This window comes from Martinezella paranaensis (assembly GCF_014200235.1).
Classification (GTDB): domain Bacteria; phylum Pseudomonadota; class Alphaproteobacteria; order Rhizobiales; family Rhizobiaceae; genus Rhizobium; species Rhizobium paranaense.
Genome location: NZ_JACHBI010000014.1, coordinates 32,275 through 56,856 on the forward strand (window position 1 = coordinate 32,275; position 24,582 = coordinate 56,856).

The following is a 24,582-nucleotide window of genomic DNA, read 5'->3' on the forward strand; positions in this document are numbered from 1 at the left end:
CACTATTTCCTTTTCCCGCCAAATTGCGATTTAATGCGACCGGTATCGAGTCGCTTGGAAGTTGCGGAGGAGGAAAATGCGATCATATCTGGATAGAATCCTGCCGCTTTCGGCCCTTGCTATCCTTGTGAGCACACAGGTGTCGACTGCCGCGATGACCTCGGAAGAAGACCCTACGAAGATCGATCTCACTAAACTGATCGAATGCACGACATACGACGTGCAAAGCTATAACAGCTTTGCCATGTGGCTGACCGGACCGGAAAGCGAAGATGCGATGAGACAGTTCGGCATTACCGAACAGCCCTCAAACAGCCTTCTGCTGCGGGAATTCAAGCTGGCAAAGCCGATTAGCGTTTTCGGGCGACAGACCGACAGGATCGCTTTTGCCTCCTCCGGCCCGCTTGCCCTGCTCAACGAGTCCGATCCACATCCTATTGCCAAGCAATTGGATGTCACCGCCGCGGTCGACAGGTTCGACAAATTCCTTGCCGAAAGGGAGATATTCTCCAAAAAGGAGCAATTGGAGAATTCCGATACGGTCCTGCACTCGCGCATTGCCCTCGATGTCTCGACCGATATCAACCATCCCGGCAAGACGCTCGCCGGCTGCAGCTATTCAATCGAGGTTGAGTGAAGTCTGCGTTCAAATGAACGCATGGCACTCTAGGCGAGCGCAATCGGGAGCCTATCTTCCGTATTAACGTTAGATCATCCTATTCGCTTTCGGTGATTTTCTTTTGGACGGAATGGTTTAGTGTCGATGCAGATGAACCATCCGGGGGTGCCATGACCGACGCCGCGCTCGTCAATCGTATGCAACTGCCAAGACCGGATACCACGCCGGAGGCGGCGGCGGAGATCTTGCAGACGCATTATGGCCTGGCCGGAACGATCACCGAACTCGGCAGCCAGCAGGACCGCAACTATCGCATCGACGCCGGTAACAATAGCTACGTTCTGAAGATCTGTCGGACGGAATACGACACGGTCGAGCTGGAGGCGCAGAACGCCGCCATCCGGCATCTGCATGCCAAACCGGATGCGCCGCGCGTACCCAATATCATCCCCTCGCTGAACGGCCGGGACATTCTTGTCGTCACCATTCGCGAGCAGGATTATCTCGTCCGGCTGCTCAGCTATCTCCCCGGCCAATCGCTGACGCGGCGCAAGCACCTGCCCACCGCCTCCGTTTCCGCGCTGGGTGCGCTCGCGGGGCGGCTCGCCCGCGATCTCGCTGATTTCGAACATCCCGGCCTCCATCGCAGCCTGCAATGGGACCTGCGCCGCGCCGGGCCGATTGCCGTGCAGCTCTTGTCGGCCATCACCGATCACGAAGCGCGCGACCGCATCGCCAAGGCAATGGTTGCGGCCGTCAAGCGCATCCAGCCGCTTGCAAGCGGGCTACGCGTGCAGCCCGTGCATCACGACGTCACTGGCGACAATGTCGTCAGCCACCCGGATGCGCATGGGCAGCCTATCCCGGATGGGGTGATTGATTTCGGGGACATCATCCAGGGCTGGCTGGTGGGCGACCTCGCCGTCACCTGCGCCTCGCTGCTCCACCATGCAGAAGGCGATCCCTTCTACATCCTCCCCGCCATCAAGGCCTATCACGCGATCTATCCGCTCGGGGAGGCCGAATTGAAGGCGCTCTGGCCGCTGATCGTCGCCCGCGCGGTGATTCTTGCCGCCAGCGGCGAGAAGCAGCTCGCCATCGACCCCGACAACGACTATGTACGCGGCAATCTGGAACTCGAGCGCGAGATTTTCGACGTCGCTACCGGCGCGCAGCCGGACGTGATGGAAGCGGCGATCCTGCGGGCCGCAGGCATCGATCTCGCTCCAATCGCCACCGAAGGCTGGTCCGCATTGCTGCCGGATATCGCATCGGATCATATTGCCGCCGTCGATCTTTCCGCGACCAGCCCGCATTTTTTCGACGGCAACTGGCTGAAGCCCGACATGGACTGGCGGTTGCTTGCCAAAGCGGCTATCGCCTCCGGCTCGGCTGCAACCCGCTACGGCGAATTCCGTCTATCGCATGCCGATCTCCTCAGCATGACGCCGCCGCAGAATTTCGCGTTGCATAACGATATCTGCCTGCCAGCCGGCACTACCGTCACAGCCCCCTTTGCCGGGCGCATCCAGTGGAACGGCCAACATCTCGTTCTGGTCGGCGAAGCCGTCAGCCTGCATCTTGATGGCGTCGAGTGTACTCTGGAAGAGGGCGCCGGTGTGGAGCAAGGGGCGATCGTCGGCACCATCGGCAGCGAGGGCTCGGCCATCGGGGGACTGCGCGTGCAGCTCTGCCGCGTCCCGGGGCTGGTGCCGCCGCTTTTTGCCACCGCCGATCAGGCCGATGGCTGGTCGACCCTCTGCCCCTCGCCCGCCATGCTTCTCAGCCAGGCCTGCGAAGCGCCGCGACTGGATAGCGCCGCACTTCTTACGCAACGCGAAGCGCATTTTGCCAAGCCGCAAAAGCATTATTACGACGCTCCACCGCAGATCGAGCGTGGCTGGCATGAATTCGTGTTCGACACGGAAGGGCGCGCCTATCTCGACATGGTCAACAACGTGACCATGCTCGGCCATGCGCATCCACGGCTGACGGCGGCTATCGAGCGGCAATGGTCACGGCTCAACACCAATTCCCGCTTCCATTACGCAGCCGTTGCTGAATTTTCGGAGCGCCTGGCAGCCTTGGCGCCGGATGCTCTCGACAGCGTCTTCCTTGTCAACAGCGGTTCAGAGGCCAACGATCTCGCCATCCGGCTTGCCTGGGCGCATACGGCCAAGAAAAACATGCTTTGCCTGCTGGAGGCCTATCACGGCTGGACGCTGGCAAGCGATGCCGTCTCCACCTCCATTGCCGATAATCCACGGGCGTTGACGACGCGTCCGGACTGGGTGCATCCGCTCGTTTCGCCCAATACCTATCGCGGCCCGTTCCGCGGTCCGGATTCGGCTGTGGACTACATGGCTGGCGTCACGACCCTGCTGGAGGGCGTGGACGAGAAGGGCGAGGGTCTTGCCGGCTTCATCGCAGAACCGGTCTACGGCAACGCCGGGGGCATCGCCCTGCCGCGCGGCTATCTCGCCGATGTCTACGCGGCCGTGCGTCAGCGCGGCGGCCTTTGCATCGCCGACGAGGTGCAGGTGGGTTACGGCCGGCTCGGCCATCATTTCTGGGGCTTCGAGAGCCAGGACGTCGTGCCCGATATCATCACCATCGCCAAGGGCATGGGCAACGGCCATCCGCTCGGCGCCGTTATCACGAGGCGGGAGATTGCCGAATCACTGGAGAAAGAGGGCTATTTCTTCTCCTCCGCCGGCGGCAGTCCGGTGAGCTCGGTGGTCGGCCTGACCGTGCTGGACATCATGACGGACGAAGGCCTGCAGGAGAATGCCCGAATCATCGGCGACCACCTGAAGGCAGGGCTGATCGCGCTGATGGACCATTTCCCGCTGATCGGTGCCGTGCACGGCATGGGCCTCTATCTCGGCGTCGAATTCGTCCGCGATCACGAGACGCTGACACCCGCGACGGAAGAGACGGCCGCTATCTGCGAACGGATGCTCGGGCTTGGCGTCATCATGCAGCCGACCGGCGATCACCTGAATGTGTTGAAGATAAAACCGCCGCTTTGCCTCTCGGCGGAAAGCGCCGATTTCTTCGTCAACGCCCTGGAAAAGGCGCTGAATGACGGCTTTTAGGCCCGTTATTCCCCGCGTTAACCATTGAGGTGATTTGGTGACGGAGCGATTTTAATCCTCCGAGGGCATTGTCGAATCTCATCGCAATTCCTATCTGTCTGACGGTGATCGGCAATGCCGCTCCGGGACGGGAGGGTCGCGAGAAGTTGATATAGTCTTTCTCGCAATTCAGCCTGATACGGAATTTTATTTTCCTGGTCGCCGACATTTTGACATCTTTCGGAATATGTTTCTGAAGATGAAATTGTTATTCTCTACTAAGTTTGTAGATAATAGCATACCAGATCGCGGGTTCCGCACTCGGAGCTCACACAAGTGCAACGCCAACTAAGGAAGTGACATGCTGAACTCTGTAGTCATCGCTTCGATCCTTGGGCGGTCCGTGCTTGGCCATGACCGCTCGGGCGTACTCTCCCGCCCGCGCTGTCGAATGTGACGTTCGTCCCCTTATCGGATTCAAACAGTCAATTCGCCATGTCTGCGCCGCTAGGGCGCGGAGGGAGTATTTTTTATGAAGAAACAAGTCATCGAATATGCTGGCGTTCCCGTCGGCATCGTCATTCCGGATGAAGACCGGCTGAAGTTTATCGCAGTGAAATACCACGTCCACGATCTGGACGAGCAGCGTTTCAGAAGCGCGGACGAGGTCAAGCTCGCCATCCGCGATCTCCTCATCCGCCAACAGGCCAAGCCGATCCACGTTTGATGGATCGGTTTAGCTGTTTCACAAGTTCATCACATCACCAGCCCTCGCTCTTTTAGGGACGCTTCGCTCCCGGAGCGGGGGCTGATCTTTTTGGCCGATCTTTCGCACGCCTCTTCGTCCGATCGCCGCATTTGCTCCGCACTCATGGCGAGGTGCGCAGGCTGAAAGCCGGAGCCTCGAACCACGAGGGTCGGCCCGAGCAGTACCCCCATTCGACAACCCCATCTTGTCTTTTCCCTTTCTTTGCGATCCTATCGCCATGACGACCTCGCGCTTTGAAAGGCGAAGGATTTTTCATTGGCTGATCTCCTCAATCTTCTGACCGATATCGAAGGCGTCTCCGTCGGTCATTGCACCGATCCTGCGCTGGGCTCCGGTGTCACCGCCATCATCTTCGAGGAACCTGCGGTCGCCTCCTGCTCCGTGCTCGGCGGCGCGCCGGGCGGACGCGACACGGCATTGCTCGATCCGGCGATGACGGTCAGTGTGGTCGACGGGCTGGTGCTGTCGGGCGGCTCGGCCTTCGGGCTCGATGCGGCGGGCGGCGTGCAGGCAGGCTTGCGCGATATCGGCCGCGGCCTGCAGGTTGGCACCGCCCGCGTGCCGCTGGTGCCGCAGGCGATCCTCTTCGACCTCATCAATGGCGGCAACAAGGATTGGGGCCTGCATTCGCCCTATCGCGATATGGGTTACGCCGCCTTCAAGGCGGCAGGCAAGGGCGCCTTCCCGCTCGGCACCGTGGGTGCCGGCACGGGCGCGACGACGGCGATGGTCAAGGGCGGCCTCGGCTCAGCCAGCGCCGTCAGCAGCCAGGGACATAGGATCGCGGCCATCGTCGCCGTCAATGCGCTGGGTTCTGCCACCATAGGCGAAGGACCGCATTTCTGGGCCGCACCCTTCGAGATCGACGGCGAATTCGGCGGCCTCGGCATGCCCGAAACCATCGACTCGCGCCTCAGGCTGAAGGGAGCGAATGTTACTGCAACAACGATCGGCGCCATCGTTACCGACGCTGCATTGACCAAGGCGGAAGCGCACCGGCTGTCGATCTGCGGCCATGACGGCTTTGCCCGTGCGCTGTTGCCCGCGCATCTGCCGCTCGACGGCGACACGGTTTTCGCCGCGTCGACGGGCAAGCACGAAAGAGCTGACCTGCAAAGCTTCATGGAACTCTGCCATCTCGCCGCCATCGTCATGGCGCGCGCCGTTGCCCGGGGCGTCTATGAGGCGACGGCGCTGCCGGTCCAGGGCGCGCTGCCGGCCTGGCGGGACCGCTTTCCGGATCGCGTGACCTAACCGGAGTTTTGCCCACGTAGACCCGGGCGCTGATCTATTTCGACCCTGCAAGATGACGCTATTTTGAAAAATTGGCCGTATGCCGAAGGGAAAATCGGTATCGCGAGCCGCAGCAAGGGAACTGAGATGACCAAAATTTTACGTCTGAGGCTCAGCGATTTTGCACGCCGTCTTGCCTATGGTGCCGCGATGTCTGCTGGGCTGCTGATGCTCGGCATGGCGCCGGCGGAAGCAGCCAAGACGACGCTGAACATCGGCATGAGCGTCGAACCCACAGGCCTCGATCCGACGATCGCTGCGCCTGTCGCGATCGGCCAAGTCACCTGGCAAAATATCTTCGAAGGGCTGGTCGCCATCGACGAAAGCGGCAAGATCGTTCCGCAGCTCGCGAAAAGCTGGGATATTTCTCCCGACGGCCTCACCTATACATTCAAGCTGCAGACCGGCGTCAAATTCCATGACGGCGAGGCGTTCGATGCAACAACGGCGAAATTCGCACTCGACCGCGCTCGCGACGCCAAGTCCGTCAATCCGCAGAAACGGTTCTTCGCCACCATCGCCTCGATCGACACGCCGGACCCCGAAACGCTGGTGCTGCATCTCTCGTCTCCGACCGGCAGCCTGCTCTATTGGCTCGGCTGGCCGTCTTCGGTCATGGTCGGCTCGAAATCTGCTGCCGACGACAAGACGACGCCTGTCGGCACCGGCCCATTTAAATTCTCGGCCTGGGGCAAGGGCGACCATGTGGAGCTCGTAAAGAATCCGGACTACTGGAACAAATCCGTCGACGTGAAGCTCGACAAGGTGACCTTCCGCTTCATTTCCGATCCGCAGGCGGAAGCCGCAGCCCTGAAGGCCGGCGACCTCGATGCATTTCCGGAATTCGCCGCACCCGAGCTGATGAGCTCTTTCGACGGCGATGCGCGACTGATGACCAAGGTCGGCAATACCGAACTCAAAGTCGTCGCCGGCATGAACAACACGCGCAAACCCTTCGACGATAAGCGCGTGCGCCAAGCCCTGATGATAGCGCTCGATCGCAAGACGATCATCGAGGGCGCCTGGTCCGGTTTCGGCACGGCGATCGGCAGCCACTACACGCCGAACGACCCGGGATATCAGGACCTGACGGGGACATTGCCCTATGACCCAGCCAAGGCCAAGGCGCTGCTTGCCGAGGCAGGCTATCCCAACGGCTTCACCTTCACCATCAAGACGCCGCAGATGGCCTATGCGCCCCGTAGCGCCCAGGTGATGCAGGCGATGTTTGCCGATATCGGCGTCACCATGAATATTGAGCCGACGGAATTCCCGGCAAAATGGGTGCAGGACGTCTTCACCGGCCGCGACTACGACATGACCATCGTAGCCCATGCCGAGCCACTGGACATCGACATCTATTCGCGCGAACCCTATTATTTCAATTATAAGAACCCGGTCTTCAACGAGCTGATGAAGAAGATCCAGCTAACCGCCGATCCTGCTGTGCAGAACAAGCTCTATGGCGAGGCGCAAAGCATTCTTGCCGAGGATGCCCCCGCGCTCTTCCTCTTCGTCATGCCGAAACTCGGGGTCTGGGACAAGAAGCTGAAAGGGCTCTGGGAGAACGAGCCGATCCCCTCGAATGTCTTGGCCAACGTCTCCTGGGAAGACTGATCTCTTTCACTCCCGCACACACGGCAGGGCGGACCCCTTCGCCCGCCGTGAAATGTTTCGATGCCGGACCTGATCCGGCGGTGGACATGCAATGATCGTACTTCTTACCCGCCGGATCATAGGTCTTATCCTGACCCTGATCGCCGTTTCGTTGCTGGTCTTTACGGTGATGGCCCTGCTGCCGGGCGATCCCGCCGCCATCACGCTCGGCACCTCGGCGACGCCGGAGACGCTTGCGGCGCTGCGGCACGACATGGGCCTCGATCGACTATTGTTCATTCGCTACGGCCAATGGCTTGCCGGCGCGCTGACGGGCGATCTCGGCAAATCCTATACTTACGGCGTGCCGGTCGCCGGTCTCATCATCGAGCGGCTGGCCGTAACGTTGCCGCTTGCCATCCTCGCCATCATCCTTTCCATGCTCGTCGCCGTGCCGCTTGGCGCCGCCGCCGCCGCAAGACGCGGCGGCTTCTTCGACATGGTCGCCACCTTGTTTTCACAGATGGGTATCGCCGTTCCGGGCTTCTGGGTCGGCCTGCTGCTGATCCTCCTGTTTGCCACCTCGCTCGGCTTGGCGCCGGCCGGCGGCTTTCCTGGCTGGAGCAACGGAGTTTGGCCCGCCTTGAAATCGCTCGTGCTGCCGGCTGTCGCGCTGGCTCTGCCGCAGGCGGCGGTATTGACCAGGGTTACTCGCTCGGCCGTACTCGACACGCTGCATGAGGATTTTGCCCGCACGGCAGTCGCCAAGGGCCTGTCGCGCAGCGGCGTGCTCTGGGGGCATGTGGTGCCGAATGCGCTGGTGCCGGTGCTCACCATCCTCGGGCTGCAGTTCACCTTTCTGGTTGCAGGCGCCGTGCTGATCGAGAATGTCTTCACCCTGCCTGGCCTCGGTCGCCTCGCCTATCAGGCGCTCAGCCAGCGTGATGTCATCGTGCTTCAGGACGTCGTGCTGTTCTTTGCCGGCCTCGTCATCGTCGTGAACTTTCTGGTGGATCTCTCCTATCTCGCCATCGACCCCAGACTGCGCGCCGGAGGGGCACGATGAACATCGTCGAAACCGTCGCCCCTGCCCTGCCACGTCGCTCCCGTTTTCGGGTGCTGCGGCGCACGAACCTCATGCTCGGCGCCCTGATCATCGTCGCCCTCGTCTGCGTCGCCATCGTCTCGCTGTTCTGGACGCCTGTACCGCCGGCGAAGATGCAGATCATCCACAAGCTGCTACCACCTTTCGGCTTCGGCCTTCTCGGCACCGATCAGCTTGGCCACGACGTATTGTCGATGCTGATGGCCGGCTGCTGGAATTCGCTGTCGATCTCCGTTTCTGCCGTTGCGATCGGCGGGACGCTCGGAACAATCATCGGCGTTACCGTCGCTGCGCAACGGGGCCTGCTCGAAGCGCTCGTCATGCGGGCCTGTGACGTGATCTTCGCATTGCCGCCAATCCTCTCGGCGATGATCCTCGGCGCATTTCTCGGAACCGGGCGCGAAACCGCCATTATCGCGATTGCCGTCTTCATGGTGCCCGTATTTGCCCGCGGCGCACTCGCTTCGGCGCTGCAGGCCTGGAGCCGGGATTATGTGCTGGCGGCGCGCGCCATCGGCAATACGCAGCTTGCCATTACGGTCCGCCATGTCCTGCCGAACATCATGGGTAGCATCATCGTTCAGGCGACGATCCAGCTTGGCCTCGCGATCCTGACCGAGGCCGGGCTTGCCTACCTGGGCCTCAGCGTGCCGCCGCCGGCGCCGACCTGGGGGCGGATGCTTGCTGACGCGCAGACCTATTTCCAGGCCGCGCCGTGGCTGGCCCTGCTGCCAGGCCTTGCCATCGCGCTCTCCGTCCTCGGCTTCAACCTGCTTGGCGACGGGCTACGCGATCTCCTCGACCCCCGCGAAGCGACACGCTGATTGAGACATAAAGAGTATAGATCATGACCGAAGCGACCGATCTTTCCATCCACGAACTCAAAGGCAAATTCACTGAGAAGAGCCTGTCTCCCACCGAATATTGGCTTGCACTCGAAAAGCATATCGAGGCGTGGGAACCGACAATATCGGCTCTCTATGCCTATGATCCCGAGGATGCGCGCAGGCAGGCGGCCGCGTCCACGGAGCGCTGGGCAAAGGGCGCGCCGCTTGGACCTCTCGACGGCATTCCGGTGACGCTGAAGGAACTGATCGCCACCAAGGGGCAGCCGGTACCGCTTGGCACGGCCGCGGTCGAGCTCATTCCCGCCGCCGAGGATGCGCCGATCGCCGCGCGCCTGCGCGAGGATGGCGCAGTGATTTTCGCCAAGACCACCTGCCCGGATTACGGCATGCTCTCCTCCGGCCTTTCCAGCTTCCACCAGCTCAGCCGCAATCCGTGGGACCCCTCGCGGAATCCGGGCGGCTCCAGCGCCGGCGCATCCGCCGCAGCCGCAGCCGGCTATGGACCGCTGCATATCGGCACCGATATCGGCGGCTCGATACGCCTGCCGGCGGGCTGGACCGGCATTTTCGGCTTCAAGCCGAGCCATGGCCGCATTCCGATCGATCCCTATTATCTCGGGCGATGCGCCGGACCGATGACCCGCACCGTCGAGGATGCCGCCTTTTCCATGGCGACGCTCTCGCGTCCCGACTGGCGCGACTGCACCAGCCTGCCGCCAAACGAGATCGACTGGATGGATCTCGGCATCGATATCCGTGGCATGAAGATCGGCTTGATGCTGGAGGCAGGCTGCGGCCTGCCCGTCGAGGACGAAGTGCGCGACGCGGTCGTTGCCGCCGCCAAGCGTTTCGAGGCGGCCGGCGCCATCATCATCGACGTCGCGCCGGTGCTGACCCGGCAGATGCTGGACGGGCTTGATGCCTTCTGGCGCGCGCGTTTCTGGGGCGATATCGTCGGATTGAGCGAGGAACGCCGCAACAGCATCCTGCCCTATATCCATAGCTGGGCGAAGGGTGGCGCCGATATCAGTGGCGTCGATGCCGTGCGCGGCTTTAATCAGACCATCGAGATGCGTAGGAGTTGCGGAAGGCTCTTCGCAGAGGTGGACGTCGTGCTTTCGCCGACCAACCCGATCGTCTCCTATTCCGCCGAATGGGCCTCGCCCACCAACGACCCTGCCCTGCCCTTCGAGCATATCGGCTTTACTGTTCCCTGGAACATGTCGGAGCAGCCGGCCGCGTCGATCAATTGCGGCTTCTCCCGCTCCGGCATGCCGATCGGCCTGCAGATCATCGGCCCGCGCTTCGGCGATCTGTTGGTGCTGAAACTGTCGAATGCCTATGAGACATGGACCGGCGGGGTCACGAACTGGCCGAAGCGGCCGGGATGAACAGCAGGCATAGATAGTCGGCTAATCCCGCACCAATGGCACGGAAAGACCGATCTTCACCCGGTCCATGGTGACGAGCGATTTGAACTTCGTGACATTCGGATTGTCGTAGAACAGACGCCGCGTCAGCGCCTCGTAGTCGGACATGCTGGCCACGACGACGACAAGCACGAAATCCGCTTCGCCGGTGACCTGATAGCATTGCTGAACTTCCGGCGCCTCCAGGAAGCTGCGCTTTATCGCATTGACAAGGTCATAACGCTCGTTTGCGATATGGACCTCGACGATGATGGTAATCGGCAAACCCACGGCTGCCGGATCGACAACGACGATGTCAGCCTGAATGACGCCACTCGCCTGCATGCGCTTGATGCGCCGCTGCACGGCAGGCGCAGACAGATTGACCAGTTCACCAATCTTGCGCTGCGGAACAGCGTTGTCCTTTTGGAGGATTTCGAGAATCGCCAGGTCGAATTCATCGAGATCGACGGGTTTGCGCATTTCAAAACATCCTTACCGCAAAGAAGAAACAAAATTGCATGAAAACCATCAAAATGGAGCCAAATCCTCTTTCCGCCTGTATTAGCTTTGCGCCACAAATTACCTGACTTGCAAAGGCACGAGAATGTCACAACCGGACACTGAATACGATATGCGCGCCGCAGATCTTGGCGAGACGGCGAATGCAAACCACTCTGCCGCCGGCAAGGCAGGTTCCGACGGCTCGAAAGAGTTCTTTTTCGGCGTCGTGGCGATGCTCCTTGCGGCGCTCGCCATGAGCATCTCCCCAAGCCTCGTCCGTCTGGCCGACGTCGGACCTTTCGCCAGCGCATTCTGGCGTGTCTTCCTGGCCTTGCCGATCCTTTGGATCTGGATGCGATATGCGGAGGTTGCGGACGTCACGGCGCCTCGCGCCAGCTTTACGATACCGACCATTCTCGCCGCCATCGCCTTTACGGGTGACCTGCTCTTCTGGCACCTCGCCATCATGCAGACGACCATTGCCAATGCGACGTTCTTCGCAACCATGGCGCCGCTGTGGGTCGTCATTTTCGGCTGGCTTCTACTGCGGCAGAGGGTTGATCGTGCCACGCTTGTTGGCCTTCTGGTCTGCCTTGCAGGCGGTGCGGCGCTTGTGGCGCAAAGCCTTGCATTCAATCCAAGCCGCGCCGTCGGCGATGCGCTGGCTATCATTACCGGCGCCTTTTTCGGCCTCTATTTTCTGGCGGTCGGCACGGCGCGTCCAAACACAAATGCCGCGCGCGTCACCTTCGAGCTCAGCATCATGACCTCGGCGATCCTATTCCTCGCCGCCTTCTTCTTCGAACCGCGGATATTGCCGCAGTCGATCTCGGGATGGTGCGTGCTTCTGGCGCTCGGCCTTATCAGCCATGCCGGCGGACAGGGGCTGCTCTCGGTGGCGCTTGGAAAGCTGCCAACCGTCTTTTCCTCGCTCGTCATTTTCCTGGAATCGATCGCAGCCGCGCTTTTCGCCTGGTTCCTGTTCAGCGAAAACGTCACGCTGATACAGGCCCTCGGCGGTATCGTCATTATCGCCGGGATCTGGATCGCGCGGCCACGCACACCCTAAAAATACCTATTCGAAGCGAGCTGAGGGTGCCATCGCCTACCGGGTGGTGGCATCCTTTTCGGGCATGTCGGCATTGAGATCGCGCAGCGCCTTTTCGATGACGCGTAGGTCGTCCTGAAGGCCATCATCTATGCTCATCATGCGTTTGCTGCCGGCACGCTGGATGCAGCACGCTTCGCTTTGCAGCTCACGGAGCCGATCGATCTTGCGACTATGCCTCAGATGAGCGTCGCGCAGGATATCCCTGACCACCTGTTCCATCGCCGTAATTGGCATGATGCTTCTCCTCTCGAACAAGACGGGTGTTCAATCGAGGAAATAACGGTTTAGATTCAGGCTGGTTCCGGCCGGCTCTCAACCCGCCAGGCGGCGGTAGCCTGTCGGCTGCTCATAGAGCCAGCCGATGCGCTCGACGGCGGCGGCAAAATCTTCACGCGCCGTGGTCATGGTATGGCCGTTGGCATGCACGATGGTTTTCTCGTCTTCCATGATGGCGACATGGCCTTTCCAGAAGACGAAATCGCCGCGGCGCAATTCCTCGCGGCTGATCGGTTCGCCGAGGCCAGCCGCCTGCATGTCCGTATCGCGCAGCGAGGCGCGGCCCGTCATCAGCAATGCGAGCTGCACCAGTGCGGAGCAATCGATGCCGAGGCCGGACCGACCGCCCCAGAGATAGGGGGTTTCCAGGAACCGCAAGGCGACATCGACATAATCGCCGCCGTCATTGTAACCGATCGGCTGTACATGCTTGGCGAAGATGGCCGTGCCGTCTTCGAGGACGACATAGTGGTTCCCCCGCGTCTCGGCCGTGCCGGTGACGCGCACACGGCTGCCCATGGACAGGATATCGGTATGGGGCTTGCGCAGCTCCGGCTCGGGATAGAGAAACGTCCGCTGTGTCACAACGACATGAGTGGGTGGCGCCTGTTCACTCCGGATCGTATTTTCGGGAAGATAGCCGACATAACCATCCGACAACGCTTTCACCCAGCACCAGCCATCCTTTCGCTCGAAGACATCGACCTCTTCGCCAAACAAGAGTTCGGTATCGATGCCGCGCGCCAGATCCGGCTGCTGGCGAAGCGCGACGACGGGAGCGACGACCTGCGCCCTGGTACCCTCGACAAAACGGTCGGCCTCGACCTTGCCCCGCAGAGAGGCTTCGGCAAGATCGGGCCGAAAGGCGTTGAGGCGGCGGTCGAGCATCATGAGCATGGTCCTCTAGAGCAATTCCAGGAAAAGTGCGTGAGCCGCTTTCCGTCCGTAATTGCGTGAAAACAAAGAGATAGAGCAGTTCAGCGATTCCGTGAAGCGCTGAACTGCTCTAGACTGATAGTTTGCGGCCTTGCTCGATGACGAGATCACCGAGCTTTTCCAGATAGAGCGCGCCTGAGACAGTACGCTTGATGATGACATTGCGGCGATCACGCTCGTCGCGGACGCGGTCGACCAGCCCCATCTCACCCATCGTGTCCAGGGCACGGGTGATGACCGGCTTGGTTACGCCAAGCGTTGCGGCGAGCCCCCGCACCGTATGCGGTGGCGGCACGAGATAGATCTGCAGGAGGATCGCCATCTGCCGAAGCGTCAGATCATGACCCTCGCGACGCACCTGCTCGAGCGCCACGCCTTGCCAGAGGCCAAGAGCCTGCGAGGCAGAGAGTTCAAGCGGCAAGGGCAACCTCGGAGATCGTTACGCTACCGTTTCAGTCTCGGCCAAGATCATGGCGGTTTCAAGGGGAATTCGCCAACCTTCGCCCCGCGATGCGGGGAGAAGGTGGGACCGAGACATAGAGCGGAGCGAAAGGTCGAGGGCTCGGATGAGGGGCTTTCTCGAAAGCAACCCCAAAACGGGAATCTCCGTCTTTTCGGACCGGTTATCGGTGATGGTCAGGCCAGTCCGCCGTTGTCGTGCTTTTGTGCCTGGCCCCTCACCCTAACCCTCTCCCCGCGATGCGGGGAGAGGGGACTATAGGCCTCTACCGCACACTCTGCCGGATATGATGATACAGCGCCCGGATCGCCTGCGCCTCGCCGCCGCCCGGCGAATGCGGGCGTTCGCTCTGTGCCCAGCCGAAGATGTCGAAATGCGCCCAGCTCGGCGTTTTCGTCACGAAGCGCTTGAGGAACAGGGCAGCGGTGATCGAGCCTGCCATGCCACCGGCGGGGGCGTTGGTGATATCGGCGAATTTGGCACGGATATCCTTGTCGTAGCCCATATAGAGCGGCATGCGCCACAGCGGGTCGTCGGTCTCGAGGCTCGCTTCGGTGAGATCGCGGGCGAGATCGTCATCATCCGTAAAGAAGGGTGGCAGGTCCGGGCCAAGCGCGACACGGGCTGCACCGGTCAGCGTCGCCATGTCGATCAACAGATCGGGCACTTCTTCGTCGGCATAGGACAGTGCGTCGGCGAGGATCAGACGGCCTTCGGCGTCGGTATTGTCGATCTGCACGGTCAGGCCCTTGCGGCTCTTGTAGATGTCGCCGGGACGGAAGGCATTGGACGAAATCGAGTTTTCGACGACCGGAATGATGACGCGCAGATCGACCTTCAGCTTGGCGTCCATGATCATCAGCGCCAGGCCCATGACGTTGGCGGCGCCGCCCATATCCTTTTTCATCAGCAGCATGGAAGATGCAGGCTTGATATCGAGGCCGCCGGTGTCGAAGCAGACGCCCTTGCCGACTAAGGTAATGCGGCGATGACCCTTTTTGCCCCAGCGCAGCTCCAGCAGGCGCGGCGCATCGGCGCTGGCGCGGCCGACTGTATGAACCAGCGGGAAATTCTCCTTCAGGAGGTCATCGCCGACGATGACGGACACATCCGCCTTATAATGTGCGGCGAGTGCCCGGAAGGCTGCTTCTAGCTGTTCCGGCCCCATATCGTTCGTCGGCGTATTGATGAGGTCGCGGGCAAGGAAGACGCCGGCGAGCTGGCGCTTGATGTCGGTCGCGTCCGTGTCGCGCGGGATCATCAGCGTCGGCGGAGTTGCCTTTTCCGATTTGTAACGCTCGAACCGGTAGCTGCCGAGGCCGAAGCCGAGCGAAAGCCGGTTTGCCGTGAGCGGTGCGGTCTCGATATGCCAATCGCCGGCCGGCAGGTTGCGCGCCAGCCTGCCAGTCAGGAAGGGCTGTTCCGAAGGGTTGGAGCCAAGGCCGAACAATGCGCCGCCGAGATGGCCTTCCTCGGTCGGAATCAATAGCAACGAACCGCTATCGGCCTTGTAGCCGGCCTTACGCGCCCAATCGAGCGCGATGGGATCGATGGTGCCGGTCTCGATATGCGCCGGAGTGACGGCAAAGATCGGCAACGTCGCACCGCCCTTCGAGTTGAAGGGACTTGCACGCTCGATGAATTGATAGGGGGCCATAACTATCCTTTGGCAATGATTTCCGAGAATCGCAGATTAACTGTCTGTTAGGGTTAACAGATTATTGCTGGAGCGAACATTGCGTCAAACCTTTCCCTGTTCCGATTTGAGGCCAGGCGCAGGACTCAAGCATTCCGGGAATAGGCGCCATGGCCACTTCGTCAACCTCGTCTACATTCAAGACCTTCCTGCTCCACAGTGCTTCGGCAGCGCTCGTGGCGCTTGCCCTCGCCGGCTGCTCGACGACCGGCAAAGACAAAATGACGACCGGCTCCATCCCGACGATGTCGAAGAAGCCAGTCGAAGAGATGAACGGCTCGGATCTCGCGCAGGCGACCCTTAGCCTTGGCAAAGCCTATGACGCCAATCCGAAAGACCGCGATACCGGCGTCAACTACGCCAACGCGCTGCGCATGAGCGGCCGCAACGATCAGGCGCTCGCGGTCATGCAGCAGGTGGCGATCGCACATCCGAATGATCGTGGCGTGCTGGCTGCCTACGGCAAGGCCCAAGCCGCCGCCGGGCAGCTCCAGGACGCGCTCGCGACCATCGATCGCGCGCAGACGCCGGACCGGCCGGATTGGCGGCTGGTTTCGGCCGAAGGCGCGATCCTCGATCAGCTCGGGCGCTCGACCGAGGCGCGCGGCAAATATCGCGACGCCCTGGTGTTGCAGCCGAACGAGCCGTCGATCCTTTCCAATCTCGGCATGTCCTACGTGCTGACCGGCGATCTGAAGTCCGCCGAGACCTATCTTCGCTCCGCCGTCGCTCAGCCGGCGGCCGACAGCCGCGTCCGCCAGAACCTGGCTCTCGTGGTCGGGCTGCAGGGCCGCTTCGCCGAAGCCGAGCAGATCGCCCGCCAGGAACTGACAGCGCAGCAGGCCAACGCCAATGTCGCTTATCTGCGCTCCATGCTGGCGCAGCAGAATTCCTGGCAGAAGCTCGCTGCCGGCGACGCCAAGAAAGCGGTCAACTAAACCTTTTAGCGCCAGATGTGACGCGGCAGGCCTTCCGTGACTAGCCGGGCGCCGAGCGCTCCCATGACGGCGCCTGCGACCCTGTCGATCCAGAGCTTCGCCCCGAGATAGAGCGCGCGTGGACGGTTCGATGAAAAGGCGATGGTCACCACCGTGTACCAGCCCACCTCGATGGCGAAGACGGCCGGCGGCAAAGCGAAAATCAGCCATGCAACGGGCTGCGCGGGGAGAAGCGCGGCAAAGATGCTGCCGTAGAAGATGGCCGTCTTCGGATTGCTGAGCTGCGTTCCAAGCGCGAACCAGAAATTGCGCCGGATACTCCCGCCGCTCGGGGTGGCAGGGGTGTCGATAGCGACGTCATGTGCCGCGCCGCGCCAAATGCGAATGCCGATATAGATCAGATACAGGCCGCCGGCGACCTTCAGCGAGAGATACAGCCATTCGACTTGCATCAGAAGCGCATTCAAGCCGAACAAGGCCAAGGTCGCGAAGGTAACACTGCCCACGCCCATGCCGAGAGCGGCGGCAAGGCCCGCCTTGCGCGACCGGGAAACGGCGATGCGGGAAACGAGAACGAAACTCGGGCCGGGACTGACCGCCCCAATGAAAACCGCAGCGATGATGCTGAAAAAGATGGCTATGGACGACATGCAAATCCTCCCGGACTAGCGTCCGGGCGAGCGGCGCTTTCCTCCCGCGCCGATACCATCCATCTCATCGCCCGTGACGCAGGATTGGAAACTAGTCACGTCCTACGCCGGCGGCAAGTTTGTATGTCAGAATTTATCCATCACCTGGATAGCCGCCGGGCCGAGGATAACGGCCATGAGGACGGGCAGGAAGAAGACGATCATCGGCACGGTCAGCTTTGGCGGCAGGGCGGCCGCCTTCTTTTCCGCTTCGTTCATGCGTTCGTCGCGGCCTTCCTGCGCCAGCACGCGCAGCGCCTGCGAGATGGGCGTGCCGTAACGCTCGGCCTGGATCAGAGCCTGCGTCACCGATTTGACGATTTCGATCTGCGTACGGCTGGCGAGGTTGTCGAAGGCGCTACGGCGATCCTGCAGGAACGAGAGTTCCGCCGTGGTCAACACCATTTCTTCGGCGAGCGGTGCCGACTGCTCCGCCATTTCCTCGGAGACGCGACGCATGCCTGCTTCGATGGAAATGCCCGATTCCACGCAGATCAGCATCAGGTCGAGCCCATCCGGCCAGGCGCGCTTGATGGATTTCTGCCGTTTGGTCATGCGATTGGAAATATAGATATTCGGCGCATAAAAGCCGAGATAGGCGGTGCCGATGACGCCAAGAAGGCGAAACGCGAACGGCTTGGCAGCGAAGTAGCCAAGGACGAAAACGAAAATGACGGCAACCATCAAAAACAGGAACGGCAGCAGAAAACGCGCCACCAGGAATATGTTCAACGCATTTTCCGAGCGCAGACCGGCCGCCCGCAACCGATTGACCGTGTTGGTATCGACCAAGGCCGTGCGGAGATTGAAGCGCTCGACGATCTGACGGACATTGCGGTTGTTCTGGCTGCGCAGCGACGCCTTGCCGCCGTCGGCCGTCAAGCGGGCGCGTTCCCGGGCGCGGATTTGTTCGCGCTCGGTGGAAACGGCCTTCATGCGCTTGTTGAGATCACCGCGCTCCAGGAAGGGCACGGCGATCGTGTAGAAGGTAGCAAAGACCGCAATCGCGACGAAAACGGCAAGAATCATGCCGGGATCGGTCAATTTACTGGCTAAATCGGAGGACATGGCTCGGCGTCTCCTTCCGGTTAAATCTCGAAATTGACCATGTTGCGCATGATATAGATGCCGACCGACATCCAGATGCCGGCGCCCCCCAGGATCAAATGGCCGCGCGGATCGGTGAAAAGGATGATCATGTATTGCGGCGAGGTCAGATAGACGAGCGTCGCGACAATGAAGGGCAGCGAGCCGATGATGACGGCCGAGGCTTTTGCTTCCATCGATAGCGCGGTGACTTTCGCCTTCATCTTCTTACGTTCGCGCAGCACGCGCGCAAGGTTGCCCAGCGCTTCGGACAGGTTGCCGCCGGCCTGCGCCTGGATGGAGATGACGATGGAGAAAAAGTTCACCTCCTGCAACGGCATATGGTTCCTCATGCGCGCGCAGGCGTCGGGCATGCTGAGGCCGACTTGTTGGGCTTCGACGACGCGACGGAATTCGGACCTCACCGGCTCGCGAGCCTCGCTCGCCACGAGCCGTACGGCGTCATTGAGCGGCAGGCCCGAGCGGATCGAACGGGTGATGAGATCCAGCGCATTGGGGAATTCATCCAGAAACTTGTTCTGCCGGCGCTTGATGAGGAAACCGATGACCCAACGCGGCAGGCCGAAGGCCGCGGCGAAGGGAAGGCCGAGTATGACGGCGAGCGGCGCGCCGACCAAGAGGACGACAAGCATGACGAAGAAGCCGAACAGGACGCTGAAGAGATAGAAACGCCCTGGCGTCACGGAGAGGCCGGCTTGCCCGAGGCGCATTTTCAGCGACTGCTTCTGTTTGGTGTTCTCCAACTGGCGCTTTTCCAGCTCCTTCAGCGAATCCTGCATCGATTTGCGCCGTTTCGACAATTCCTGTACGCGGTCGCGCGCCGCCTTGACCTTCGCGCGGTCGGTCTCGGCCGATTTGATGCGGTTGACGCGACCGTCGGTTTTCTTCTGCACCTCGATCCGGGAATAGAGAATGCCGTAACAGACAGCCGCCGCGGAGACGGCTGCAAGCACCACAATCAGAAGCACCATCGGATCGACACCGAACATCGGGAAAGTCCTATTTCGACTTGTTTTCCATTTCGTCGAGGGCAGTCGCCAGGCGCTTTTCCTCGTTGTAATAGCGGGCGCGGTCCCAGAAATTCGGCTTGCCGATGCCGGTCGACATATGCCGTCCGATGATGCGGCCGCTCGCATCTTCGCCTTCGATTTCGTACCGCATCAGATCCTGCGTGATAATCACATCGCCTTCCATGCCCATCACCTCGGTGATCTGGGTAATGCGGCGCGAACCGTCGCGCAGGCGGGCAGCCTGGATGACGACGTCGACGGAAGTTGAGATGATCTCGCGCACCGTCTTTGCCGGCAGGCTGAAGCCGCCCATGGCGATCATCGATTCCATACGGCTCAGGCACTCGCGCGGCGTGTTGGCGTGGATCGTGCCCATCGAACCGTCATGGCCGGTATTCATCGCCTGCAACAGGTCGAAGACTTCCGGTCCGCGCACTTCGCCGACGATGATGCGTTCAGGGCGCATACGCAGGCAGTTCTTGACGAGATCGCGCATGGTGATCTCGCCCTCGCCTTCGATGTTTGGCGGGCGCGTTTCGAGGCGGACGACATGCGGCTGCTGCAGTTGCAATTCGGCCGTGTCTTCGCAGGTGATGACGCGCTCGTCGCGATCGATGTAGTTGGTGAGGCAGTTCAAAAGCGTCGTCTTGCCCGAACCCGTACCGCCGGAAATGACGACATTGCAACGAACGCGGCCGATGATCTGCAGCAGCGTAGCGCCCTCCGGCGTGATGGCGCCGAAGCGGACGAGCTGGTCGAGCGTCAGCTTGTCCTTCTTGAATTTACGAATGGTGAGCGCCGGGCCGTCGATCGACAGCGGCGGGGCGATGACGTTGACGCGCGATCCGTCCGGCAAGCGGGCGTCGCAGATCGGGCTGGATTCGTCGACGCGGCGGCCGACCTGGCTGACGATGCGCTGGCAGATGGAAAGGAGCTGGGCATTGTCTCGGAAGCGGATTTCCGATTCCACCGTCTTGCCGCCGACTTCGATGAATGTCTGGCCTGCGCCATTGACCATGATGTCGGCGATATCGTCGCGGGCAAGCAGCGGCTCGAGCGGACCGTAACCGAGCACGTCGTTGCAGATGTCATCGAGCAGTTCCTCCTGCTCGGAAATCGACATCGCGAAATTCTTGATGGTGATGATGTCATTGACGATGTCGCGGATTTCCTCGCGCGCTGCCTCGGCATCGAGCTTGGCGAGCTGCGACAGGTCGATCGTATCGATCAGCGCGGAAAAGACCTGCGACTTGGTATCGTAATATTCTTCGGTGCGCGCCGGCCGGCGGCGGGTCGGCGTCTGCATCGAAGGCGGCGCCACTTGCTGGCGTTGTTGCGACCCCTCGCGCGCCGGCTCTACCAGCACGGTCGATGCCGCAGGCGCAGCCGCGGACGGTGCACGCGGCGGCGACGGCGGGGGCGTTACGCCGCCGCTTTTTGCAGGACCTTCATTTCCGCGTCTGCCAAACATGCCGTCGATCCAATTCTACGCTAGAGCATGATCTCAAAAATCCGAACCGGCCTTCGAACAAGATCATGCGACATCAAACGATTACTTCCGCTTCAGGAGGCCGAGCAGGCCGCCCTTCTTCGTCTTCTTCAGCGCAACGCGCCCGGTAACGATGTGCGATATCTGCGAGAAGGTCTCGGCGACCGGTGATCTCGGGTCGGTCTCCGAAATCATGCGGCCGCTGTTGGCGGCGTTGCCGAACAGATTGATATCGAAGGGAATGATGGCGATCGGATCGGTCTCCAGCGGCTCGCAGAACTCGGAGGGACCGATTTCCGGACGCTTCGGCATGCCGACCTGATTGAGGATGAGATGCGGTGCCTTGTCATTGGGGCGGAGCTTCCGCAGCGCATCCAGCATGTTCTTGGCGTTGCGCAGATTGGCAAGGTCGGGAGCCGCGCAAATCACGACTTCGTCGACGGCCGACAGCACAGAGCGGGTCCATTCCGTCCAGAGATGCGGCAGGTCGAGCACACTCACCGGCGCGCTGCGCTGCAGGACGTCGAGCACGGGCAAAAATGCCTGCCCGTCGAAATCATAGGCGCGGTCGAGCATGGAGGGAGCAGCGAGCAACGACAGGTGCTGCGAACATTTGGTCAAAAGACGATCGAGGAAAACCTCGTCGAGACGCTCCGGCGCATAGACAGCTTCTGCGATGCCTTGGGCCGGATCCTGGTCGAAATCGATATTGGCAGTGCCGTACGGCAGGTCGAGATCGGCGAGAATGGTCTCGGTCGAAAACAGGCTGGAGATGCCGAAAGCGCAATTATGCGCGATGGTGGACGCCCCTACCCCACCCTTGGCGCCGATGAAGGCAACGCTGCGGCCAATCGGTTCGGCATCGGGATCGACGAAGATGGCCGTCATCGCCGCCATGACATCGACCATGGCAACCGGCTGGACCATATATTCGGAAATACCGTTGCGGATAAGTTCGCGATAAAGGCCGATATCATTGTGATAGCCGACGATCACCACCTTTGTGCTGGGATCGCAGACGGCAGCAAGCGGCGCGAGCTCTGCCAGCAGATTACTCGGATTGGCCCGGGTTTCCAGGATGATCAGATTGGGCGTCGGTGTCGAGGCGAACATGTTTGCCGCCGCCGCCGTGCTGCCGCTGGTGATCCTGAGGCTGACCTTGGACATGCGCCGGTCATTGGCGCATCGGTCCATCACCTGCTGCATCTGCTCGCTTTCGCAAAAGGCGTGCACGGAGATGCGCGGCAATGGCCGCATGTTTTCGAGATCGCCCGCGCGGGGCGCATCTTCGGCCTCCACCTCGGTCTTTCTGATATCGTAATTGATAGCGCTCATGATTCTATCCTGTTCCGCCGGCCAGTTATCCTCATGCTCAGGAACCGCTAAAGCCGCCGATCGTAGCCGTGCTCGTTGGGGTAGTGCCGCTGCGGTAGCTGTCGATCACCTTGCTGCGCTGGTCGGCATCGATCGGCGTCATGGCGCGCGGCGCGATGAGGTCGGTCGGATTGGCGACCTGTGCTGCGAGGTTGTTTTGAGTGGCGCAGCCGAAATTGTAGTAGTTCTGATTGTCGAAGGCATTGGCGGACAGATCTTCCGGCCACTGGCCACAGGCATTGGTGGTCGCCGTCGTTGCCAAGAAGCGGAGCCTGATCGGGGCTGCATCGCCCGGGCCGCTGGTTTGGTAATAACTGTCGACGATGCGCGCCGACGGAATGCCGCTTGCGACAAGCTCCTGCCGGATCTGCCGGCGGAACGCAGAAACCCCAGGCGAATTGGCCGAACCGCTGGGCGCCAGGACTTCGATAGTGCCGGAAGCATGAGCTCTATAATCCTGCACGAAACCGCGAACCGTGTCGCGGGCGCCGGTCGTGATACGGCGATCACCCGCAACGACAGGAATGTCGACGTGATGCTCCTTTTCGGTCAGCACGATAGGATGACGCTGACGATAGTCGTCGGAAATCGCACTGGTCGTCATACCATCCGGCGAACCGGCACATCCGCTGACGGCGGCAGCCATCATGATCAGGGCCAGGGCTGCAAATCGCGGCTTGGTGATGCGGGGCGCATTGCGATCGAGGCTGGCCATTTTTCGGTCTCTCGTTGTTCCGGTTGAAGAGGGGTGCGTCATTGTCCGTCTCCCCTCACTTGTAGATAAAGCCGACGGTGCCGTGGAAATCGGCATCCGCAACCGGCGGCCCATCCCTGTGCCCGTAGATCTTGTTGACACGGTTCATGAAGAAGGCGGCGACATCGTTGCTCGGTGAGAAATTGTCGTCGGGACGAGCGAGTTGAGGACGCGCTACCGGCCGCACCAGATAAGGCGTCGCGATGATCACAAGTTCGCTTTCGTCGCGTTCAAAACTTTTTTGGCGGAAGAGTGCGCCGAGGATCGGGATCTTAGAGGCACCGGGGGTGCCGTTCGTGGTTTGCTGAACGCTATCACTGAGAAGGCCGGCCAGCGCAATGGAACCGCCGGAGGGCAACTCGACCGAGGTATCGGCCGCACGCTGGTTATACGTCGCGGTTCCCGCCGTGCCGACCGGATTCGACACCTGAGTCTGGATATGCAAGCTGATGCGTCCCGCCGAGAGAACCACCGGCGTGAAGGCCAAGCTTACGCCGTAGGTATAGGGCGTGATCGTTACAGTGCCGTCGCTGTTGGTCGTGGAGTAAAGCTGCTGACCACCGGAATTGAAGGTCGCGGCCTGCCCGGAGATTGCCGTCAACGTCGGTTCCGCCAATGTGCGTACCGCGCCGGCCTGCTCCATGGCAGTGAGATAGCTGCTGATATTGTATTTGCCGATCGCACTCTTGAAAAGGGCTGCGATACCACCACCGGCCGTGGCCGTGGCCGCATCACTGCTGACACTACCGAGTTGAGCGACGGTCAGGCCGGAGGAATTACTGACGAGATTGTCGAAGCCGATTTGCTTCAGCACGCTGCGCTTGATTTCGGCAACAGTGACCTTCAGCGTCACTTGATCCTCGCCCTCGATCTGCAGAAGGTTGACGATCTGCGACGTCTGGCGTGCTTCGGCAAAAAGCGCGACGGAATTGTCGCCGCCGCTAGCGCTTGCGGTTTCGTTACGGGTCGTCGCCTCACCGCCCTTGAGGAAGGCTTCGGCGAGCTGTTCGGCGCGCGACGAATCCTGCGGCGTACGAACTGTGCCAGTCATGACGATGTTATCAGAGACGATCTCGACGTTGATGTCGGAGTCCGGAATGAAGCGCTTGATATTGGCCTGAAGACTGGAAATGTCGCGCTCGATCTGGAGGTCGAGGCTGACGATCTCCTTCCCATCGGGGCCGAAGACGAAAATATTGGTCTGGCCGACCGTCTTGCCGAAGAGATAGATGCGACGCGAGGTACGCGTGACCGCATCGGCCATCTTCGGATCGGAGACGAGAATATCGTGGGCGTCCGCCGGCAGGTCGACCACCAGCGCCTTGTTGAGGCCGAGCTTCAGGGTGCGCTTGGTGCCGAGGCCGGCGATGGTGACGATGCTATCGGAACCGTCGGCCTTGGCCGTCGCCATGCGCAGGAAGGCCGGCGCCTCTGTGAAAGGCAGGCCGCCGAAAGCGACAGAAAAGGAGAGAGCCGCAAGCGAGAGGAGGCCGATCGATTTACTGGTCTTGAACATGATCCC

Annotated in this window: 22 protein-coding genes; 10 read left to right on the forward strand and 12 right to left on the reverse strand. The window is 61.1% G+C overall.

What is annotated here, in order from left to right:
- Positions 1-76: 76 nt before the first annotated feature.
- From GGD50_RS26020 to GGD50_RS26055, 8 genes are all read left to right on the forward strand, one after another.
- The gene (locus GGD50_RS26020; RefSeq protein WP_107106605.1) at positions 77-637 is read left to right on the forward strand and encodes a hypothetical protein; all 561 of its coding nucleotides are present in this window, start codon (positions 77-79) and stop codon (positions 635-637) included.
- A gap of 152 nt (positions 638-789) precedes the next feature.
- Positions 790-3,717, forward strand: a complete 2,928-nt coding sequence (locus tag GGD50_RS26025) for an aminotransferase (RefSeq protein ID WP_107106604.1) — start codon at positions 790-792, stop codon at positions 3,715-3,717.
- A 511-nt stretch (positions 3,718-4,228) separates the two neighbouring features.
- Positions 4,229-4,423: a hypothetical protein gene (locus tag GGD50_RS26030; RefSeq protein ID WP_107106603.1), complete on the forward strand. Its 195-nt coding sequence runs from the start codon at positions 4,229-4,231 to the stop codon at positions 4,421-4,423.
- Positions 4,424-4,720: 297 nt separating this feature from the next.
- Entirely contained in the window at positions 4,721-5,719 is a 999-nt protein-coding gene (locus GGD50_RS26035) for a P1 family peptidase (protein ID WP_107106601.1), read from the forward strand.
- Between the two features lie 126 nt (positions 5,720-5,845).
- Complete coding sequence (locus GGD50_RS26040) at positions 5,846-7,375, forward strand: ABC transporter substrate-binding protein (protein WP_107106600.1); 1,530 nt, start codon at positions 5,846-5,848, stop codon at positions 7,373-7,375.
- 91 nt (positions 7,376-7,466) lie between these two features.
- Positions 7,467-8,420 (forward strand): ABC transporter permease, encoded by a 954-nt coding sequence (locus tag GGD50_RS26045; RefSeq protein WP_107106599.1) that lies wholly within the window; start codon positions 7,467-7,469, stop codon positions 8,418-8,420.
- Positions 8,417-9,283 carry an ABC transporter permease gene (locus GGD50_RS26050; RefSeq protein WP_107106598.1) on the forward strand — a complete coding sequence of 289 codons (867 nt, stop codon included), beginning with the start codon at positions 8,417-8,419 and terminating at the stop codon, positions 9,281-9,283. The genes GGD50_RS26045 and GGD50_RS26050 overlap by 4 nt, the downstream gene beginning before the upstream one ends.
- Positions 9,284-9,306: 23 nt before the next feature.
- Complete coding sequence (locus GGD50_RS26055) at positions 9,307-10,698, forward strand: amidase (RefSeq protein ID WP_107106597.1); 1,392 nt, start codon at positions 9,307-9,309, stop codon at positions 10,696-10,698.
- A gap of 21 nt (positions 10,699-10,719) precedes the next feature.
- Here GGD50_RS26055 and GGD50_RS26060 read toward each other — a convergent pair whose 3' ends face one another.
- Positions 10,720-11,199 carry an Lrp/AsnC family transcriptional regulator gene (locus tag GGD50_RS26060; protein ID WP_107106596.1) on the reverse strand — a complete coding sequence of 160 codons (480 nt, stop codon included), beginning with the start codon at positions 11,197-11,199 and terminating at the stop codon, positions 10,720-10,722.
- Between the two features lie 124 nt (positions 11,200-11,323).
- Between GGD50_RS26060 and GGD50_RS26065 the strand changes: the two genes are divergently transcribed.
- Positions 11,324-12,289: a DMT family transporter gene (locus GGD50_RS26065; protein WP_107106595.1), complete on the forward strand. Its 966-nt coding sequence runs from the start codon at positions 11,324-11,326 to the stop codon at positions 12,287-12,289.
- A gap of 36 nt (positions 12,290-12,325) precedes the next feature.
- On the opposite strand, the gene GGD50_RS26070 is transcribed toward GGD50_RS26065, so the two are convergent.
- The 4 genes from GGD50_RS26070 to GGD50_RS26085 form a co-directional block, all read right to left on the reverse strand.
- A complete protein-coding gene (locus tag GGD50_RS26070) occupies positions 12,326-12,565 on the reverse strand; it encodes a hypothetical protein (protein ID WP_107106594.1) in 240 nt (79 codons plus the stop codon).
- A gap of 78 nt (positions 12,566-12,643) precedes the next feature.
- Entirely contained in the window at positions 12,644-13,498 is an 855-nt protein-coding gene (locus GGD50_RS26075) for a C40 family peptidase (RefSeq protein ID WP_107106625.1), read from the reverse strand.
- A 115-nt stretch (positions 13,499-13,613) separates the two neighbouring features.
- Positions 13,614-13,964: a MarR family transcriptional regulator gene (locus GGD50_RS26080; protein ID WP_107106593.1), complete on the reverse strand. Its 351-nt coding sequence runs from the start codon at positions 13,962-13,964 to the stop codon at positions 13,614-13,616.
- Between the two features lie 304 nt (positions 13,965-14,268).
- The gene (locus GGD50_RS26085; RefSeq protein ID WP_107106592.1) at positions 14,269-15,660 is read right to left on the reverse strand and encodes a leucyl aminopeptidase family protein; all 1,392 of its coding nucleotides are present in this window, start codon (positions 15,658-15,660) and stop codon (positions 14,269-14,271) included.
- A 149-nt stretch (positions 15,661-15,809) separates the two neighbouring features.
- Between GGD50_RS26085 and GGD50_RS26090 the strand changes: the two genes are divergently transcribed.
- The gene (locus tag GGD50_RS26090) at positions 15,810-16,637 is read left to right on the forward strand and encodes a tetratricopeptide repeat protein (RefSeq protein ID WP_107106591.1); all 828 of its coding nucleotides are present in this window, start codon (positions 15,810-15,812) and stop codon (positions 16,635-16,637) included.
- A gap of 5 nt (positions 16,638-16,642) precedes the next feature.
- On the opposite strand, the gene GGD50_RS26095 is transcribed toward GGD50_RS26090, so the two are convergent.
- From GGD50_RS26095 to GGD50_RS26125, 7 genes are all read right to left on the reverse strand, one after another.
- Entirely contained in the window at positions 16,643-17,287 is a 645-nt protein-coding gene (locus tag GGD50_RS26095; RefSeq protein ID WP_107106590.1) for a LysE family translocator, read from the reverse strand.
- Between the two features lie 126 nt (positions 17,288-17,413).
- Positions 17,414-18,394: a type II secretion system F family protein gene (locus GGD50_RS26100; protein ID WP_107106589.1), complete on the reverse strand. Its 981-nt coding sequence runs from the start codon at positions 18,392-18,394 to the stop codon at positions 17,414-17,416.
- 20 nt (positions 18,395-18,414) lie between these two features.
- Positions 18,415-19,422, reverse strand: a complete 1,008-nt coding sequence (locus GGD50_RS26105; protein WP_107106588.1) for a type II secretion system F family protein — start codon at positions 19,420-19,422, stop codon at positions 18,415-18,417.
- Positions 19,423-19,432: 10 nt separating this feature from the next.
- Positions 19,433-20,914: a TadA family conjugal transfer-associated ATPase gene (locus GGD50_RS26110; RefSeq protein WP_107106587.1), complete on the reverse strand. Its 1,482-nt coding sequence runs from the start codon at positions 20,912-20,914 to the stop codon at positions 19,433-19,435.
- Positions 20,915-20,995: 81 nt separating this feature from the next.
- On the reverse strand, positions 20,996-22,267 hold the full coding sequence (locus GGD50_RS26115) for a CpaE/TadZ family protein (protein WP_107106586.1): 1,272 nt from the start codon (positions 22,265-22,267) through the stop codon (positions 20,996-20,998).
- Positions 22,268-22,304: 37 nt separating this feature from the next.
- Positions 22,305-23,021, reverse strand: coding sequence for a CpaD family pilus assembly protein (locus tag GGD50_RS26120; RefSeq protein WP_107106585.1), 717 nt, complete (start codon positions 23,019-23,021; stop codon positions 22,305-22,307).
- Between the two features lie 55 nt (positions 23,022-23,076).
- Complete coding sequence (locus GGD50_RS26125) at positions 23,077-24,576, reverse strand: type II and III secretion system protein family protein (RefSeq protein WP_107106584.1); 1,500 nt, start codon at positions 24,574-24,576, stop codon at positions 23,077-23,079.
- Between the last annotated feature and the right edge of the window lie 6 nt (positions 24,577-24,582).